The 16,492-nt window shown below is 61.8% G+C and carries 19 protein-coding genes and 1 tRNA gene; 10 read left to right on the top strand and 10 right to left on the bottom strand.

All coding sequences use genetic code 11. From position 1 onward, the window contains the following. The first annotated feature begins 211 nt into the window (after positions 1-211). From ACFY9W_RS22765 to cysG, 6 genes are all read left to right on the top strand, one after another. Positions 212-2,779 (top strand): DNA translocase FtsK 4TM domain-containing protein, encoded by a 2,568-nt coding sequence (locus ACFY9W_RS22765; protein WP_391135047.1) that lies wholly within the window; start codon positions 212-214, stop codon positions 2,777-2,779. 62 nt (positions 2,780-2,841) lie between these two features. Beyond that, the gene (gene lolA, locus ACFY9W_RS22760; protein WP_391135045.1) at positions 2,842-3,465 is read left to right on the top strand and encodes an outer membrane lipoprotein chaperone LolA; all 624 of its coding nucleotides are present in this window, start codon (positions 2,842-2,844) and stop codon (positions 3,463-3,465) included. A gap of 12 nt (positions 3,466-3,477) precedes the next feature. Then, complete coding sequence (locus ACFY9W_RS22755) at positions 3,478-4,803, top strand: AAA family ATPase (RefSeq protein ID WP_391135042.1); 1,326 nt, start codon at positions 3,478-3,480, stop codon at positions 4,801-4,803. Further along, positions 4,800-5,174, top strand: coding sequence for a fluoride efflux transporter CrcB (gene crcB, locus ACFY9W_RS22750; protein WP_391135039.1), 375 nt, complete (start codon positions 4,800-4,802; stop codon positions 5,172-5,174). Before ACFY9W_RS22755 ends, crcB begins: the two co-directional genes overlap by 4 nt. A gap of 30 nt (positions 5,175-5,204) precedes the next feature. Continuing rightward, a complete protein-coding gene (gene serS / locus ACFY9W_RS22745) occupies positions 5,205-6,485 on the top strand; it encodes a serine--tRNA ligase (RefSeq protein WP_391135037.1) in 1,281 nt (426 codons plus the stop codon). Continuing rightward, the gene (cysG, locus tag ACFY9W_RS22740; RefSeq protein ID WP_391135035.1) at positions 6,486-7,877 is read left to right on the top strand and encodes a siroheme synthase CysG; all 1,392 of its coding nucleotides are present in this window, start codon (positions 6,486-6,488) and stop codon (positions 7,875-7,877) included. 132 nt (positions 7,878-8,009) lie between these two features. Here the strand turns inward: cysG and ACFY9W_RS22735 are convergent, their stop codons facing one another. The 8 genes from ACFY9W_RS22735 to ACFY9W_RS22700 form a co-directional block, all read right to left on the bottom strand. Beyond that, positions 8,010-8,969, bottom strand: a complete 960-nt coding sequence (locus ACFY9W_RS22735; RefSeq protein ID WP_391135033.1) for a glutathione S-transferase C-terminal domain-containing protein — start codon at positions 8,967-8,969, stop codon at positions 8,010-8,012. Positions 8,970-9,065: 96 nt separating this feature from the next. Further along, positions 9,066-10,067, bottom strand: coding sequence for a glycosyl transferase family protein (locus ACFY9W_RS22730; protein WP_391135031.1), 1,002 nt, complete (start codon positions 10,065-10,067; stop codon positions 9,066-9,068). Beyond that, a complete protein-coding gene (locus ACFY9W_RS22725; protein ID WP_119369451.1) occupies positions 10,064-10,399 on the bottom strand; it encodes a TusE/DsrC/DsvC family sulfur relay protein in 336 nt (111 codons plus the stop codon). The genes ACFY9W_RS22730 and ACFY9W_RS22725 overlap by 4 nt, the downstream gene beginning before the upstream one ends. Continuing rightward, on the bottom strand, positions 10,396-10,692 hold the full coding sequence (tusB, locus tag ACFY9W_RS22720; RefSeq protein WP_391135029.1) for a sulfurtransferase complex subunit TusB: 297 nt from the start codon (positions 10,690-10,692) through the stop codon (positions 10,396-10,398). The genes ACFY9W_RS22725 and tusB overlap by 4 nt, the downstream gene beginning before the upstream one ends. After that, positions 10,692-11,051, bottom strand: a complete 360-nt coding sequence (gene tusC / locus ACFY9W_RS22715) for a sulfurtransferase complex subunit TusC (RefSeq protein ID WP_391135028.1) — start codon at positions 11,049-11,051, stop codon at positions 10,692-10,694. Before tusC ends, tusB begins: the two co-directional genes overlap by 1 nt. Position 11,052: 1 nt before the next feature. Beyond that, positions 11,053-11,445, bottom strand: a complete 393-nt coding sequence (gene tusD, locus ACFY9W_RS22710; protein ID WP_391135025.1) for a sulfurtransferase complex subunit TusD — start codon at positions 11,443-11,445, stop codon at positions 11,053-11,055. A 96-nt stretch (positions 11,446-11,541) separates the two neighbouring features. Continuing rightward, a complete protein-coding gene (locus ACFY9W_RS22705) occupies positions 11,542-12,921 on the bottom strand; it encodes a nucleobase:cation symporter-2 family protein (protein ID WP_286110629.1) in 1,380 nt (459 codons plus the stop codon). A 325-nt stretch (positions 12,922-13,246) separates the two neighbouring features. After that, a complete protein-coding gene (locus ACFY9W_RS22700) occupies positions 13,247-13,918 on the bottom strand; it encodes a Bax inhibitor-1/YccA family protein (RefSeq protein ID WP_003251184.1) in 672 nt (223 codons plus the stop codon). A gap of 134 nt (positions 13,919-14,052) precedes the next feature. On the opposite strand from ACFY9W_RS22700, the gene ACFY9W_RS22695 reads away from it, so the two are divergent. The 4 genes from ACFY9W_RS22695 (at position 14,053) to arfB (ending at position 15,364) form a co-directional block, all read left to right on the top strand. Continuing rightward, positions 14,053-14,140, top strand: a tRNA-Ser gene (locus ACFY9W_RS22695). 91 nt (positions 14,141-14,231) lie between these two features. Then, the gene (trbK, locus tag ACFY9W_RS22690) at positions 14,232-14,480 is read left to right on the top strand and encodes an entry exclusion lipoprotein TrbK (protein ID WP_391135020.1); all 249 of its coding nucleotides are present in this window, start codon (positions 14,232-14,234) and stop codon (positions 14,478-14,480) included. An 88-nt stretch (positions 14,481-14,568) separates the two neighbouring features. Then, the gene (locus ACFY9W_RS22685) at positions 14,569-14,748 is read left to right on the top strand and encodes a hypothetical protein (RefSeq protein WP_391135017.1); all 180 of its coding nucleotides are present in this window, start codon (positions 14,569-14,571) and stop codon (positions 14,746-14,748) included. Positions 14,749-14,950: 202 nt separating this feature from the next. Further along, positions 14,951-15,364, top strand: a complete 414-nt coding sequence (gene arfB / locus ACFY9W_RS22680) for an alternative ribosome rescue aminoacyl-tRNA hydrolase ArfB (protein ID WP_391135014.1) — start codon at positions 14,951-14,953, stop codon at positions 15,362-15,364. Between the two features lie 37 nt (positions 15,365-15,401). On the opposite strand, the gene ACFY9W_RS22675 is transcribed toward arfB, so the two are convergent. Then, positions 15,402-15,671, bottom strand: a complete 270-nt coding sequence (locus tag ACFY9W_RS22675; protein ID WP_391135011.1) for a DUF3077 domain-containing protein — start codon at positions 15,669-15,671, stop codon at positions 15,402-15,404. A gap of 84 nt (positions 15,672-15,755) precedes the next feature. After that, entirely contained in the window at positions 15,756-15,998 is a 243-nt protein-coding gene (locus ACFY9W_RS22670) for a hypothetical protein (protein WP_391135008.1), read from the bottom strand. Positions 15,999-16,492 lie beyond the last annotated feature (494 nt).

Below are 16,492 nucleotides of genomic sequence, written 5' to 3'. Positions count from 1 at the left end.
GAAATTAGGCAATTTCCTACACATTCATGAAACCGCAGGCACCATCCGCTACATTTGCTGTCACACCTGTGCAAAAACACAGCATAAGCCTTTGTCACAAAAGAAAATGCATGCTCAAATTGCACCTATATGAAAGTCGCCCCCGGCCAAAGCTCCATACGGCGTGCCGCCATGGCGGCTGGCGGGCAGTAATGTTAAAAGTAGTGGTTCATTGGCCGTACAGCCGGCCGATCACTATTGGACGCGCAGCACGCGCAGGAATAGACGCGTTTTGAAGAAATCCACCGCAACCCCAGCTCCTTTGCCTGTGCCCCTGTGGCGGCAGCAGCTGCATTATCGCCTCAAGGAAGGTGCGTTGATCGCTGTCGGCGCCCTGTGCCTGTACCTGTGGATGGCGCTGCTGACCTACGACACGTCGGACCCAGGCTTCAGCCACACCGCCACCGTCGACCAGGTGCAGAACGCCGCCGGGCGTGCCGGCGCCTACTTCGCCGACATCCTGTTCATGGTGCTGGGTTACTTCGCCTATATCTTCCCGCTGCTGCTGGCGGTAAAGACGTGGCAGATTTTCCGTGAACGCCACCAACCGTGGGACTGGAGCGGCTGGCTGTTCTCCTGGCGGCTGATCGGCCTGGTGTTCCTGGTGCTGTCCGGGGCGGCGTTGGCGCATATCCACTTCCACCCGCCGGCCAGCCTGCCGTTTTCCGCGGGCGGTGCGCTTGGCGAAAGCCTGGGTGACCTGGCGCGCAACCTGCTGAACGTGCAGGGCAGCACGCTGATGTTCATTGCCCTGTTCCTGTTCGGCCTTACCGTGTTCACCGACTTGTCGTGGTTCAAGGTGATGGACCTGACCGGCAAGATCACCCTCGACTTGTTCGAGCTGGTGCAGGGCGCGGCCAACCGCTGGTGGGAGGCACGCAACGAGCGCAAGCGCCTGGAAGCACAGCTGCGCGAGGACGAACCGGTGGTCAAGGCTGCGCCGATGGCCGCCGAGAAGCGCGAACCGGCCAAACCGGCGCTGCGTGAGCGTATCTTCAAGCGTGAAGAGGCGCCCGCCCCGGTAGTCGAACCGCGCGAACCGACCCTGGGCCGCGAGCCAGTCGTGCCGCCCCGTGAGCCAACCGTCGCCCGTGAACCGGTGGTGCCACGCGAACCGGTAGTACCCCGTGCGCAGCCTGCAACCCCGATGATCGTGCCGCCGACAGCCGACAAGGCGCCAGAGCCGAGCAAGCGGGTGATGAAAGAAAAACAGGCGCCGTTGTTCATCGACAGCGCCGTGGAAGGCACCTTGCCATCGATTTCCATCCTCGACCCGGCCGAGCAGAAGAAGATCGAGTACTCGCCAGAATCCTTGGCGGGCGTCGGTCAGTTGCTGGAAATCAAACTCAAGGAGTTTGGTGTGGAAGTGGCGGTGGACTCGATCCACCCGGGCCCGGTGATTACCCGTTACGAAATCCAGCCGGCTGCTGGCGTGAAGGTCAGCCGCATTGCCAACCTGGCCAAGGACCTGGCGCGCTCGCTGGCGGTTACCAGCGTGCGGGTGGTCGAGGTGATCCCCGGCAAGACCACCGTGGGTATCGAAATCCCCAACGAAAACCGGCAGATGGTGCGCTTCTCCGAGGTGCTGGCTACGCCGCAGTACGACGAGCAGAAGTCGCCGGTCACCCTGGCCCTGGGCCACGACATCGGCGGCAAGCCGGTCATTACCGACCTGGCCAAGATGCCGCACCTGCTGGTGGCCGGTACTACCGGTTCCGGGAAGTCGGTGGGTGTGAACGCCATGATCCTGTCGATCCTGTTCAAGTCCAGCCCGGAAGACGCGCGGCTGATCATGATCGACCCGAAAATGCTTGAACTGTCGATCTACGAAGGCATCCCGCACCTGCTGTGCCCGGTCGTCACCGACATGAAGGACGCCGCCAACGCCCTGCGCTGGAGCGTGGCCGAGATGGAGCGGCGCTACAAGCTGATGGCGGCCATGGGTGTGCGTAACCTGGCCGGTTTCAACCGCAAGATCAAGGATGCCCAGGAAGCTGGCGAAATCATCCATGACCCGCTGTATCGCCGCGAGAGCATGGACGACGAGCCCCCTGCGCTGAAGACCCTGCCCACCATCGTGGTGGTGGTGGACGAGTTCGCCGACATGATGATGATCGTCGGCAAGAAGGTCGAAGAGCTGATCGCCCGTATCGCCCAGAAGGCGCGGGCGGCAGGTATCCACCTGATTCTCGCTACCCAGCGCCCGTCGGTGGATGTGATCACCGGCCTGATCAAGGCCAACATCCCGACCCGCATGGCGTTCCAGGTATCCAGCAAGATCGACTCGCGCACCATCATCGACCAGGGTGGTGCCGAGCAGCTGCTGGGCCATGGTGACATGCTGTACATGCCGCCGGGCACCAGCCTGCCGATCCGTGTACACGGCGCGTTCGTATCCGACGACGAAGTGCACCGCACGGTAGAAGCCTGGAAACTGCGCGGCGCGCCGGACTACAACGACGACATCCTCAACGGCGTCGAAGAGGCCGGTAGCGGCTTTGATGGCGGCGGCGGTGGTGGCGATGGTGACGATGCAGAAACCGATGCCCTGTATGATGAAGCAGTGCAGTTTGTGCTTGAAAGCCGCCGTGCTTCCATTTCTGCCGTGCAACGCAAACTGAAGATCGGCTACAACCGTGCTGCGCGCATGATCGAGTCGATGGAAATGGCTGGCGTTGTCACCCCGATGAACAGCAACGGCTCGCGGGAAGTGATTGCCCCGGGCGGCCCGCGCGACTGATGAACACCTTGCCGGGCGCCAACGGTGGCGCCCGGCCTTTTCAATGCTCAATGAGGATTACCATGCGCGCGATTCGCATGCTGTTGGTTTCTGCCCTTGCTCTGGGCAGCGCTTCGGCTTTTGCCGGCGAGCAAGATGTACAACGCCTGACCCAACTGCTGGAAAAGTCGCAGACCATCGAGGCCAATTTCTCGCAGTTGACCTTGGGCGCCGACGGCGCCAGCCTGCAGGAAACCGCTGGCCAGATGACCGTGAAGCGCCCGGGCCTGTTCTACTGGCACACCGATGCGCCGCAGGAACAAGTGGTGGTGTCTGACGGCAAGATGGTGACCCTGTGGGACCCGGACCTGGAGCAGGCCACCATCAAGAAGCTCGACGTGCGCCTGAACCAGACCCCGGCATTGCTGCTGTCTGGTGACGTGTCGAAAATCAGCCAGAGCTTCGACATCACCTCCAAGGAGCAGGGCGAAGTGATGGACTTCACCCTCAAGCCGAAAACCAAGGACACCCTGTTCGACTCGCTGCGCGTGTCGTTCCGCAAAGGCCTGATCAATGACATGCAGCTGATCGACAGCGTCGGTCAGCGCACCAATATCCTGTTCAATGGCGTCAAGGCCAACCAGGCGGTGGCGGACAGCAAGTTCAAGTTCGACATCCCCAAAGGCGCGGACGTGATCAAGGAGTAACCAGAGCCCGTCATGGACCTGTTTCGAAGCGAACCCGTCGCCCAGCCCCTGGCCGCTCGCCTGCGCCCGTCCAACCTGGACGAATACGTCGGCCAGGAGCACCTGCTGGCGCGCGGCAAACCGCTGCGCGAAGCGCTGGAGCAGGGTGCGCTGCACTCGATGATCTTCTGGGGGCCGCCGGGGGTGGGCAAGACCACCCTTGCGCGGCTGCTGGCGCAGTTCTGCGATGCGCACTTCGAAACCGTGTCGGCAGTACTGGCCGGGGTAAAAGAGATCCGTCAGGCCGTTGAAGTGGCCAAACAGCAGGCTGGCCAGTACGGCCGCCGTACCATTCTGTTCGTTGACGAAGTGCACCGCTTCAACAAGTCGCAGCAGGATGCCTTTTTGCCTTATGTGGAAGACGGCACCCTGCTGTTCATTGGCGCTACCACCGAGAACCCGTCATTCGAGCTGAACAATGCGCTGCTGTCGCGGGCCCGGGTGTATGTGCTCAAGAGCCTGGACGAGGGAGCGTTGCGCAAACTGGTCAACCGCGCCCTCACGGAAGAGCGCGGCCTGGGCAAGCGCAACCTGCGGGTGGGCGACGACGCGTTCAAGATGCTGATGGCTGCCGCCGACGGCGATGGCCGGCGCATGCTCAACTTCCTCGAGAACGCTTCTGACCTTGCTGAAGATGGCAGCGAGATCGACGTCGAGATGCTACAGAGCCTGCTCGGTGACAGCCGCCGACGGTTCGACAAGGGTGGCGAGGCGTTCTACGACCAGATTTCCGCGCTGCACAAGTCGGTGCGCGGTTCCAACCCTGATGGCGCCCTGTACTGGTTTGCGCGCATGCTCGATGGCGGCTGCGACCCGCTGTACATTGCCCGTCGCGTGGTGCGCATGGCCAGCGAGGACATCGGCAACGCCGACCCGCGTGCGCTCAGCCTGTGCCTGGCGGCCTGGGATGTCCAGGAGCGCCTGGGTAGCCCCGAAGGCGAGCTGGCAGTGGCCCAGGCCATTACCTACCTTGCTTGTGCACCCAAGAGCAACGCGGTGTACATGGGCTTCAAGACCGCGCTGCGCGAAGCAGCCGAGCATGGTTCGCTGGAGGTGCCGTTGCACCTGCGCAACGCCCCGACCAAACTGATGAAGCAACTGGGCTATGGCGACGAGTACCGCTATGCCCACGATGAACCCGACGCTTACGCCGCCGGTGAGGATTACTTCCCCGACGAACTGGAGCCCCGCCAGTACTACCAGCCAGTGCCCCGTGGCCTGGAGCTGAAGATTGGCGAGAAGCTGCGCCACCTGGCAGACCTCGACCGCAATAGCCCCCGTCAACGGAGAAAACCGTGATTGCACTCATCGCCGCGGTCAGCGCTGGCGGTATCGCCGGTACCTTGCTGCGCTTTGCTACCGCCAACTGGGTAACGGCCCACTGGCCACGGCACTTCTATGCCGGTACGCTGGCGGTCAACCTGGTCGGCTGCCTGTTGATCGGCCTGCTTTACGGCCTGTTCCTGCACAAGCCGCTGGTGCCGGTCGAGTTGCGCGCCGGCCTTATTGTCGGCTTTCTCGGCGGCCTCACGACCTTTTCCTCCTTCTCGCTCGATACCGTGCGCCTGATGGAAAGCGGGCAGGTGCCCCTTGCCTTGGGCTATACCGGTATCAGCGTAGTGGGCGGGCTGCTTGCGACCTGGGCTGGCCTGTCACTGACCCGATTCTGAACCAACACCTACCTATAACGAGAGAACGATATGCTCGATTCCAAACTGTTACGCGGCCAACTTCAGGAAGTGGCGCAACGCCTGGCCTCCCGTGGCTTCAGCCTGGATGTCGCGCGCATCGAATCACTGGAAGAGCGCCGCAAGGCGGTGCAGACCCGCACCGAGCAGCTGCAAGCCGAGCGTAACGCCCGTTCCAAGTCCATCGGTCAGGCCAAGGCCAAGGGCGAAGACATCGCGCCGCTGATGGCCGATGTCGAGCGCATGGCCAATGAACTGGCCGCTGGCAAGGTTGAACTGGACGGCATCCAGGCTGAACTGGACGGCATCCTGCTGACCATCCCCAACCTGCCAGACGCCAGCGTACCGGTCGGCGCCAGCGAAGACGACAACGTCGAAGTGCGCCGCTGGGGCACGCCGAAGGCCTTTGACTTTGAAATCAAGGACCACGTCGCCCTGGGTGAAGTCAGCGGTGGCCTGGACTTTGAGGCCGCAGCCAAGCTGTCTGGCGCCCGCTTTGCCGTGCTGCGTGGCCCGATCGCCCGCCTGCACCGCGCCCTGGCGCAGTTCATGATCAACCTGCACACCGGCGAGCACGGCTACGAGGAGCACTACACCCCGTACCTGGTGCAGGCGCCTGCATTGCAGGGCACTGGCCAGCTGCCGAAGTTCGAGGAAGACCTGTTCAAGATCACCCGCGAAGGTGAGGCAGACTTCTACCTGATCCCGACTGCCGAAGTGTCGCTGACCAACCTGGTGGCCGATCAGATCCTCGATGCCAAGCAACTGCCACTGAAACTGGTTGCCCACACCCCGTGCTTCCGCAGCGAAGCCGGTGCTTCTGGCCGTGACACCCGCGGCATGATCCGCCAGCACCAGTTCGACAAGGTCGAGATGGTGCAGGTGGTAGAGCCGGCCAAGTCGATGGAAGCGCTGGAAGGCCTGACCGCCAACGCCGAACGTGTACTGCAACTGCTGGAGCTGCCATATCGCGTGCTGGCCCTGTGCACCGGCGACATGGGCTTTGGCGCTGTGAAAACCTACGATCTGGAAGTGTGGGTGCCGAGCCAGGACAAGTACCGCGAAATCAGCTCGTGCTCCAACTGCGGCGACTTCCAGGCGCGCCGCATGCAGGCCCGCTGGCGCAACCCGGAAACCGGCAAGCCAGAGCTGGTGCACACCCTCAACGGCTCCGGCCTGGCCGTAGGCCGTACCCTGGTTGCCGTGCTGGAAAACTACCAGCAGGCCGATGGTTCGATCCTGGTGCCGGAAGTGCTGAAGCCGTACATGGGCGGCGTCGAGGTCATCCGCTAAATGGATTACCTGCCGCTGTTCCACAAGCTGCAGGGCGGCCGCGTGCTGGTCGTCGGTGGCGGTGAGATCGCCTTGCGCAAGGCACGCTTGCTGGCAGATGCCGGCAGCGTGCTGCGCGTGGTGGCGCCGGACGTCGACGGCCAGTTGGCCGCGTTGGCCCGGGAAGGTGGCGGAGAGGTGCTGGTGCGTGGCTATCAGGCAGCCGACCTGGTCGGTTGCCGGCTGGTGATCGCAGCTACCGACGACCCTGGGCTTAACGCCCAGGTGTCGGCGGATGCGCAGGCCCTCAGCCTGCCGGTCAACGTGGTGGATGCACCGGCCTTGTGTACGGTGATTTTCCCGGCGATTGTCGACCGTTCACCCTTGGTGATTGCGGTGTCCAGTGGCGGTGACGCCCCGGTACTCGCACGGTTGATTCGCGCCAAGCTTGAGGCCTGGATTCCGTCGGCCTACGGTGAGCTGGCCGGGCTGGCTGCGCGTTTCCGGCACAAGGTGAAATCCTTGTATCCGGACGTCAACCAGCGTCGCGGCTTCTGGGAGACCGTGTTCCAGGGGCCGATTGCCGAGCGCCAGCTGGCCGGGCAGGGTGCCGAGGCCGAACGCCTGTTGCAGGCGATGGTAGACGGTGCGCCAGTGCAGCAGGGCGGTGAGGTGTACCTGGTAGGTGCGGGCCCGGGCGATCCGGACTTGCTCACCTTCCGTGCCTTGCGCCTGATGCAGCAGGCCGACGTGGTGCTGTACGACCGCCTTGTGGCACCTGCAATCATCGAGATGTGCCGGCGTGATGCCGAGCGCATCTACGTGGGCAAGCGCCGCGCTGACCATGCCGTGCCGCAGGACCAGATCAACCGGCTGCTGGTCGATCTGGCTCAGCAGGGCAAGCGTGTGCTGCGACTGAAGGGTGGCGACCCGTTCATCTTCGGCCGGGGTGGCGAAGAGATCGAAGAGCTGGCCGAGCATGGCATTCCGTTCCAGGTAGTGCCGGGCATTACGGCGGCCAGTGGGTGTTCGGCTTATGGCGGGATTCCCCTGACTCACCGCGACTATGCCCAGTCGGTGCGCTTCGTGACCGGGCACTTGAAGGATGGCACCAGCAACCTGCCGTGGGATGACCTGGTGGCGCCGGCACAAACCTTGGTGTTCTACATGGGGTTGGTGGGTTTGCCGACCATCTGTGCCGAGCTGATTCGCCACGGGCGGGCGGCCAGTACGCCGGCTGCCTTGGTGCAGCAGGGGACTACACGTAACCAGCGGGTGTTTACCGGTACGTTGGCAGACTTGCCAGAGCTGGTGGCCCGGCATGAAGTGCATGCGCCGACCCTGGTGATTGTCGGGGAAGTGGTGCAATTGCGCGACAAGCTGGCCTGGTTCGAAGGTTCGCAGAACAGCTGATTTTAGCGGGGCCGCTTTGCGGCCCATCGCCGGCAAGCCAGCTCCCACAGGTACTGCACAAGGCTTCAGGCCTGTGAAATACCTGTGGGAGATGGCTTGCCGGCGATGGGCTGCAAAGCAGCCCCGGCTATCTCAAGCCTGCCAGATCCCTTTCCCCGCCAACTTCTCCCGATCATGCGCCAGGCCAAAGTCCTGCAAAGGCCCTTTTGGCACGATCCCGTTCGGGTTGATGGTCTTGTGGCTCATGTAATAGTGCTTCTGGATATGCTCCATATCCACCGTTCCCGCCACGCCAGGCCACTGGTACAGCTCACGCAGCCAGTTCGACAGGTTGTGGTAGTCGCTCAGGCGGCGCAGGTTGCACTTGAAGTGCCCGTGATACACCGCATCGAAGCGCACCAGTGTGGTGAACAGGCGCACATCGGCCTCGGTCAGGTATTCACCCGCCAGGTAGCGATTGCGGCTCAGCAGGTCTTCCAGATAATCCAGTTCGTTGAACACATCGTCGAACGCGGACTCGTAGGCGTCTTGCGTGGTGGCAAAGCCTGCGCGATACACGCCGTTGTTCACGGCCGGGTAGATGCGCTCGTTCAGTGCCTCGATGGTGGGGCGCAGTGGCTGCGGGTACAGGTCCAGCGTATTGCCGGTCAGCTCGTTGAACGCGGTGTTGAAGATGCGGATGATCTCCGCCGATTCATTGTTGACGATGCGCTTCTCTTTCTTGTCCCACAGCACAGGCACGGTCACGCGCCCTGTGTAGTGTGGGTCATCCAGGGTGTAACGCTGGTGCAGGTACTGCAAGGCGTCGAGGTGGTCGCCCGTAGAGCCCTGCTGCACATCGAACGTCCAGCCGTGGTCCTGCATCAGCCAGCTGACCACCGATACATCGATCAATGGTTCCAGGCCTTTGAGGGCACGGAAAATCAAGGTGCGGTGGGCCCATGGGCATGCCAGCGAGACGTACAGGTGGTAACGGCCGGCCTCGGGGGCGGGCAGTTGATTGCGGCGCTGGGCGTTTTCGCGTTTGAACGTGCCGTCCTTGCCGTTTTCATACCACTGGTCATGCCAGCGGCCGTCGATCAAAAGGCCCATGAGTGAGCTCCTCGGAACAAAGTTGTTTGTCGTTGGAGCCCAGTCTAGGCCAAATCGTTCGAATAAATAGCGCAAATAACCGGGGTTAATGATCGGTTAAATCGATTTGTTTCGCGTGTCCCAGTAGCCTTGTGCTGTTGCGAACGCCTGCTCGCGGTCCTGCCCCAAGCCACGCAAGGCCAGGGCCATGGTGGCAATAAGGGCCTTCTCGCCATAGCTGTCTTGCACATCACCACGCCAGCACGCCAGTAAGTGCTCGGCTTGCAGGCTGGCCGGTTTGACATGGCGGCGCTCGCTAAGCGCTGGCCACTCTTCGTCCCACGCTTCGCCTGCCGTGGTGCCGTACAGGTGGCTGATGACATCGGGGTTGACCTCGATCTCGCCGCCATCGCCCTTGATCACCACGGCATGATCGCCCAGCAGGCGGCTGGCCTCGCGGTGCACCGCCTGGTAGCCGGGGTGGAAGATGCTTTGCAGGCCACAGCGTGCGCCCAGTGGGTTGAGCACGCGTGCCAGTGAGTGGATGGGCGAGCGCAAGCCCAATGTGTTGCGCAGGTCGATCATGCGCTGCAACTGCGGCGCCCAGTCGTGCAGCGGGAAGAACGCGAGCTGGTGCTGGTCAAGCGCGTTACCGACGGCGGCCCAGTCGCGGCACAGCGGAATCTGCAGAAGGTCCAGCAGTTGCTCACTGTACATGCGCCCGGCAGTGTGAGCGCCGCCGCCGTGCATCAGGATGCGCACGCCATTGCCAGCCAGGCACTTGGCTGCCAGCAGGTACCAAGGCAGGTGGCGCTTCTTGCCGGCGTAGGTGGGCCAGTCCAGGTCCACCGCAATGCTCGGCGCCTGCAGGTGGGCGCGCAGGGCCTCGGTGAAGCCGGCCAGCTCCTCGGCGCTTTCTTCTTTGTGGCGCAGCAGCATCAGGAAGGCACCCAGCTGGGTATCTTCGACTTTGCCTTCCAGCAGCAGGGTCATGGCTGCGCGGGCTTCTTCGCGGGTCAGGCCACGCGCGCCGCGCTTGCCTTTGCCGAGAATGCGCACGAATTCGGCGAACGGGTGTTCGGCCGGGGTTTCCAGTGTCAAAGGGCGAGGTTCGGTCATATGCAGTTGGTCGGTTTGGGCAGGCCCGCCAGCTTGGCGGCAAGTTTGGCAGGGGTGCCGTTGAACAGGCGGTTCAGGTGCGGGCTGTTGCCCTTTTCCGGGCCCAGCTTCAGGGCCGTGTACTTGATCAGCGGGCGCGTGGCCGGCGACAGCTGGTATTCCTGGTAGAACTGGCGCAGCAGTTCGAGGATTTCCCAGTGGTCAGCGGTCAACGGGATGCCCTCGCGTTCGGCCAGGGCCTCGGCGGCAGCGTGGGACCAGTCTTGCAGGTCGACCAGAAAGCCGTCTTTGTCCAGGGCGATGGCGTTATCGCCAACGTTGAGCGTATTCATAGCCAGGTGTTGACCTTGTCGTAGTGCAGCGACAGTTCGACAAACGCGGCGTAGTCCACGGCCTTGGCCAGGCTGTTGCCGACCGCGCGGGCCTGCACGTCTTCTTCAAGGGCGAACAGGCGCTGGGCCAGGCCGGCCGCTTGCAACAGCTGGTGCGGCTCGCTACCGCTGCGTAAGGCATACACAGCATCGCCGCACAGCAGCAGCGCGTCGTCGGTACCTAGCAGGCGCAGGCAGCTGGCCAGGCGATCGTCGCCAAACGGGGAGTGGGCAATTACATGCAGGGTTGTCATCAGAGCGTTACCACCTGGTCAAAACGGGCGATGAGTGCAGTCAGGGCCGCGTCATCGAGCACTTGCACCGGCAGTGCCAGGGTGTCGGCTGCCAGGCCGCGGCGGGTGAGGCTGTGGCTACAGGCAAACAACTCGTCAACGCCAAACATGGGCAGTGCTTGCAGGTTGGCGGCCAGGTTCTTCTGTTGCACGGCGGTAGGTTGCTGGCCCGGGGCGAGCTGGAACACCCCGTCGTCGAGGAACAGCATGCCCAGCGGCAGGTCGAACGCGCCGCCGGCCAGGGCGATGTCCAGCGCTTCGCGGGCGGATGGGCCGTTCCATGGTGCCTGGCGGCTGATGATCAGTAGCGATTTGGCCATTTCAGTCGCCTCCAAAGCAGACAAGGCGGTCGGCAACCTGCGCTGCCTCATGCAGCTGGCCAAGCCCCGACAGTTCCCAGGGTTTGGGCAGGTTTACGGCCGGGCGCTGGTAGCGGTTGGCCTCGGCTTCATCGAGCACGCCACGGCGCAGGGCGGCGGCAATGCACACCACGGCGTCCAGCTGGTTGGCCTGGATAAAGGCGCGCCATTGGCCCGCCACATCCAGTTCGTCCTGGGGGGCGACCACGTTGGCCGAGGCGCTGTGCACCCCGTCCTGATAGAAGAACAACCGGGCAATCTCATGCCCGCCGGCCAGCACTGCCTCGGCATAGCGCAAGGCGCGCCGCGAAGAGGGCGCATGGGCCGGAGAGAACACCGCGATAGCGAATTTCATGGGTAACTCATGCAAAGGAATGGTGCCATGATAAAGCAAAAAAGCCCGCGCCCGCTTGTGCATGGCGGGGCGGGCTTTTTATGCGGCCTGAAGGGCTCAGGCCTGTTCCTTGCTCTCCGGCAGGAACCAGTTCAACACCAGGGCACAGATACCGCCCGTGGCTACACCTGACTCCAGCACATTGCGGATCGCCGCCGGCATGTGCGCCAGGAACTCCGGTACTTGCGCAACACCCAGGCCCAACGCCAAAGACACCGCAATAATCAGCAGCGCCCGACGATCCAGCCGCGTGCTGGCCAGAATATTGATACCCGAAGCCGCAACCGCACCGAACATCACCATGGCCGCACCACCGAGTACCGGCTCCGGCACCGCCTGAATCACCCCGGCAACGCTCGGGAACAGGCCCAGCAGCACCAGCATCACGGCAATCCAGATACCGATATGGCGGCTGGCGATACCGGTCAACTGAATCACGCCGTTGTTCTGCGCAAAGATCGAGCTGGGGAAGGTGTTGAACAAGCCGGCCAGCAGCGAGTTGGCACCGTTGACCAGCACACCGCCCTTGATCCGCTGCATCCACACCGGCCCTTCGACCGGTTGGCGCGACACCTTGCTGGTGGCGGTAACGTCACCGATGGCTTCCAGCGAAGTCACCAGGTAAATCACCAGCATCGGAATGAACAGCGCCCACGAGAAGCCCAGGCCAAAGTGCAGCGGCGTAGGCACCTGGAACAGCGCGGCTTCATGCATGCCGGTGAAATCCAGGCGGCCCATGTAGCCGGCCAGCGCATAGCCAACCGCCAGGGCGATGACGATGGCGCAACTGCGCATCCACACCACCGGGACGCGGTTGAGGATCACGATGATCGCCAGTACCACGCCCGACAGCAGCAAGTTATCGCCGTTGGCGAAGGTACCATTGGCCATGGCGCCAAAGCCGCCACCCATGCTGATCAGGCCGACTTTGATCAGCGTCAGGCCGATCATCAACACCACGATGCCGGTCACCAGCGGGGTGATCAGGCGTTTGACGAAGGGCAGGATGCGCGAAACGCCCATTTCCACGAACGATCCTGCGATCACCACACCGAAGATGGCTGCCATCACGCCTTCTACAGGCGTGCCCTGCTTGACCATCAACGCACCGCCGGCAATCAGCGGGCCGACGAAGTTGAAGCTGGTGCCCTGAACGATCAGCAGCCCGGCGCCAAATGGCCCGAAGCGTTTGCACTGAACGAAGGTGGCGATACCCGAAATCACCAGCGACATGGAAACGATCAGGTTGGTATCACGCGCCGAAACACCCAGCGCCTGGCAGATCAGCAGGCCGGGGGTAACGATCGGCACAATGATCGCCAGCAGGTGCTGCAGGGCGGCCAGCAGGCCGATCACCAGCCGTGGCTTGTCCTCAAGGCCAAGCACCAGTTCATTGGCAGGCGCCGCCGCGCCTGGGCTGTGTTCGTGTGAGCTCATTGCTGAAAGCTGCCCCGCAAGAAAAAAGGAGCGCATTCTACGGGGTGATGGCGGATTGCGGTAGAGAAAAGCACGATGGCCGCATGATCGGCGATCATTCGCCAGATTATCTGACTTTTTAGTCAGTTATTTGGGCTGAAGTTGTCTGGGAAAAACAGATCAGGAGCATGCATCGCCCCCTCTGTGGGAGCGGGCAAGCCCGCGAAACAGGCAACGCAGTGGATGGCACCGGCTTTGCCGGTGTTCGCGAGCAAGCTCGCTCCTACACCCAGTTCAATACCCACAAAAAAGCCCGCCGAAGCGGGCTTTCTCACACACCAATCAATCAGTCATCACGACCCATGATGCCAAACAGCTGCAGCAGGCTGACAAACAGGTTGTAGATCGACACATACAGGCTGATGGTCGCCATGATGTAGTTGCGCTCACCACCATGGATGATCGCGCTGGTCTGGAACAGGATGCACACCGACGAGAACAGCACGAAGCCAGCGCTGATCGCCAGTTGCAGGCCGCTGATCTGGAAGAAGAAGCTGGCCACGACAGCACCCAGCAGAACAAAGAAGCCCGCAGTGATGAAGCCACTGAGGAAGCTCATGTCCTTGCGGGTAATAAGCACATAGGCCGACAGACCACCAAACACCAGCGCAGTCATGGCAAACGCCGAGCTGACCACTTCAGCGCCACCGGCCATGCCCAGGTAACGGTTGAGGATTGGGCCGAGGATAAAGCCCATGAAGCCGGTGAGCGCAAAGGTGGACACCAGGCCCCAGGCCGAATCACGCAGTTTGTTGGTAAGGAAGAACAGCCCGTAGAAGCCGATCAGCACCACGAACACGTTCGGGTAGCCGACGCGCATCTGCTGGGCCACGAAGGCCATGACACCGCTGAAGGCGAGGGTAAGGGCCAGCAGGCTGTACGTGTTGCGCAGGACCTTGCTGATCTCCTGCTGCTCGACCTGCTGGCCGTGGTGTACGGCGTAATCCTGTTCGCGCATGGCGACACTCCTTGGTAAAACCTGTGGTTTCGAACGTTCAGATGCTAGGAGTCTATCAGAGCTCCCACAACCCGCGACACAGAGAGTTTGACAGCGTGTTTCATTAAGGTATTATGGCGGCCGCAAAACGAGCTGGAAGCGTGGCCGAGTGGTTTAAGGCAACGGTCTTGAAAACCGTCGATGGGCAACTATCCTAGAGTTCGAATCTCTACGCTTCCGCCATATTCAAAGCCCTGATTATTCAGGGCTTTTTGCGTTTTTGGGGCCTGCAAAAACGGGCCTCTGGAGCAGGTCAATTCAAAGGAGTGAGTGGATGTACATCGTGTCTTTTACCCGTTTTCTTGCAGCCCTTGGCATGGCGGTGAGCCTGGGGGCAGTTGCCGAAGACAGGGTGCCTGAGCCCAACGAAGCCAATTGCTCGGGTGAAACCTACGAGCAGATCCTGGCCAGCCTTTCCAAGGAATGGGACCGCAATGAGTTCATCGCGAACTGCAAGAGCTTCCATGCAGCCAGGGAAATGACCCAGTGGAAGTTCAAGAAAAGCCCGCCTGACGACTTCTAAGTCCAAAAAAGCCCTGAATTTCTCAGGGCTTTTAGATTGGAGATCTGTGCCTTCTCACAAACGCTGTCGCTCGCACTCGGAAGCCGAAATGAACAAACTGATCCTGCCCACCGCCATCTTCGTAACCGTGATGATCGTAGGCACGATAGCCGATAACTTTGGCCTCACAGGCGGATGGAAAATAGGTGTGCTGTGCCTTGTGGCCGGCGCTGTTCAGATTGTGGTTACACGCCTTCAGCGTGCACCGCGCAAGAACGCCCAATCTTGAACACTGCGTCCCAGGCACTCCGCGTACCCTGTGGGAGCGGGCGTGCCCGCGAACACCGGCGCAGCCGGTGCCATGCACCGCATTGGACTCTTCGCGGGCACGCCCGCTCCCACAGGATCCCTGCTAAATCATCAAGTCATGTGCAGTTCTAGGAGAGAGCGGCGCAGGCGGTGATAATGGGGGCAACTGCAAGGGCCATGTCATGCTGACCATCTCCAACAACGTGCATCTGCCGGATGCCGAAATCGAACTGACCTACATCCGCGCGCAAGGCGCGGGTGGGCAGAATGTGAACAAGGTGTCCAGCGCTGTGCACCTGCGCTTCGACATCCCGGCCTCATCGTTGCCCGAGTTCTACAAAGAGCGGCTGCTGGCGCTGCGTGACAGCCGCATCACCGGCGACGGCGTACTGATCATCAAGGCCCAGCAGTACCGCACCCAGGAGCAGAACCGGACCGACGCACTGGCGCGTCTTGCCGAGTTGATCATCGCTGCCGGCAAGACCGAGAAGAAACGCCGGCCTACCAAGCCGACCCTCGGCTCGAAAACCCGCCGCCTTGAAGGTAAAGCCAGGCGGAGCACTGTCAAGGCGGGGCGGGGCAAGGTGGATTTCTAGTGCTGGTGGTGGAGCGTGGCGCGGCTAGTGAACCCGATCAGCGCATCATGCCCAACTCGGCATCATCCATCAGCGCTTTGGCCAGCGCGCTCAGGTAGTGCGCAGCCCAGATCATCATCGGCTTCTCATCCATCAACCCGACAATCGTCAGTTCGCGCACATACCCCATCAACTCCGAAGCCTGCTCGCGGGCGTTCTGGCAAGGGATGCCGGCTTCGATGCGAAACAGCGGGTGGGTCTGGTTTTCGCCTTGGTAGAACGTGGTCTTGCCTACGGTCGTTTTCTCGTTCGAATCGTCAGTCGTCATGGGTCCATCTCCCTGATCATCTAGAACCTGGGCGAGCACCTTCGCTGGCAGCAGGGCCAGCCCAGTCAATACAGAACATTCGGCTTAGTGCGGCGTTCGTGGCTCTTTTGGCGTCTGGGCCTGAATCAGTGCGGATTCAAGCAACAGGCGCAGCGACTCAAGTTCATGGGTCGTCGCCATCATCAAGATCGATGCGGGTGATCTGGGTTGCAGCAGCATCGCTTGTTGCGAAACGGCGAGCGCGCAGAGGGCGTAGTCCGAAGCCTGGATGAGTGTGTCTTCGAGGGAGTGGAGGGTGTGGGGTGGGTCGGGGACCATCTTCAACATTGTTCAATTCCCTATTGGTGCTGCCACCTTTCAGCCGTCAAGCAGAAGGGTGGCAGCTGTACGTAGGTTGACGGACCGGCGGAATTGAGAAGCTCCGGCGCACGCAAGCGTGCCCGTACGTACAGCCACCATAAAGAGGTGCCATAACTCAAAACCATCGCGGCCCGTCAAAGCCGTGTCACTGATATGCAGCGACAGGCCCAGACTAGAGACCCAGCAGGGCACCCGCAATGGAAAATAGGCGGCAACAGTATCTTTGGGAAATGCCCTACAAGAAAGAGAAAAATTCTGATTTTTCGAAGCAGGTTGACATCATTTTGGTGATTTAGCAGGGACCCTGTGGGAGCGGGCACGCCCGCGAACACCGGCGCAGCCGGTGCCATGCATCGCGTTGGATTCTTCGCGGTGTACGACCGGAGACATCGTTTACATCGTAAACCGGGGACATGGTTTACACATTTGAGGCTTGGACGCGGTTCTCACCCCGTCCAAGC

The organism is Pseudomonas sp. NPDC008258 (assembly GCF_042956345.1).
In the GTDB taxonomy this organism is placed as follows: Bacteria; Pseudomonadota; Gammaproteobacteria; order Pseudomonadales; family Pseudomonadaceae; genus Aquipseudomonas.
Note: the sequence above shows the minus strand (reverse complement) of the source record. Positions and strands in the feature narration are given on the sequence as shown.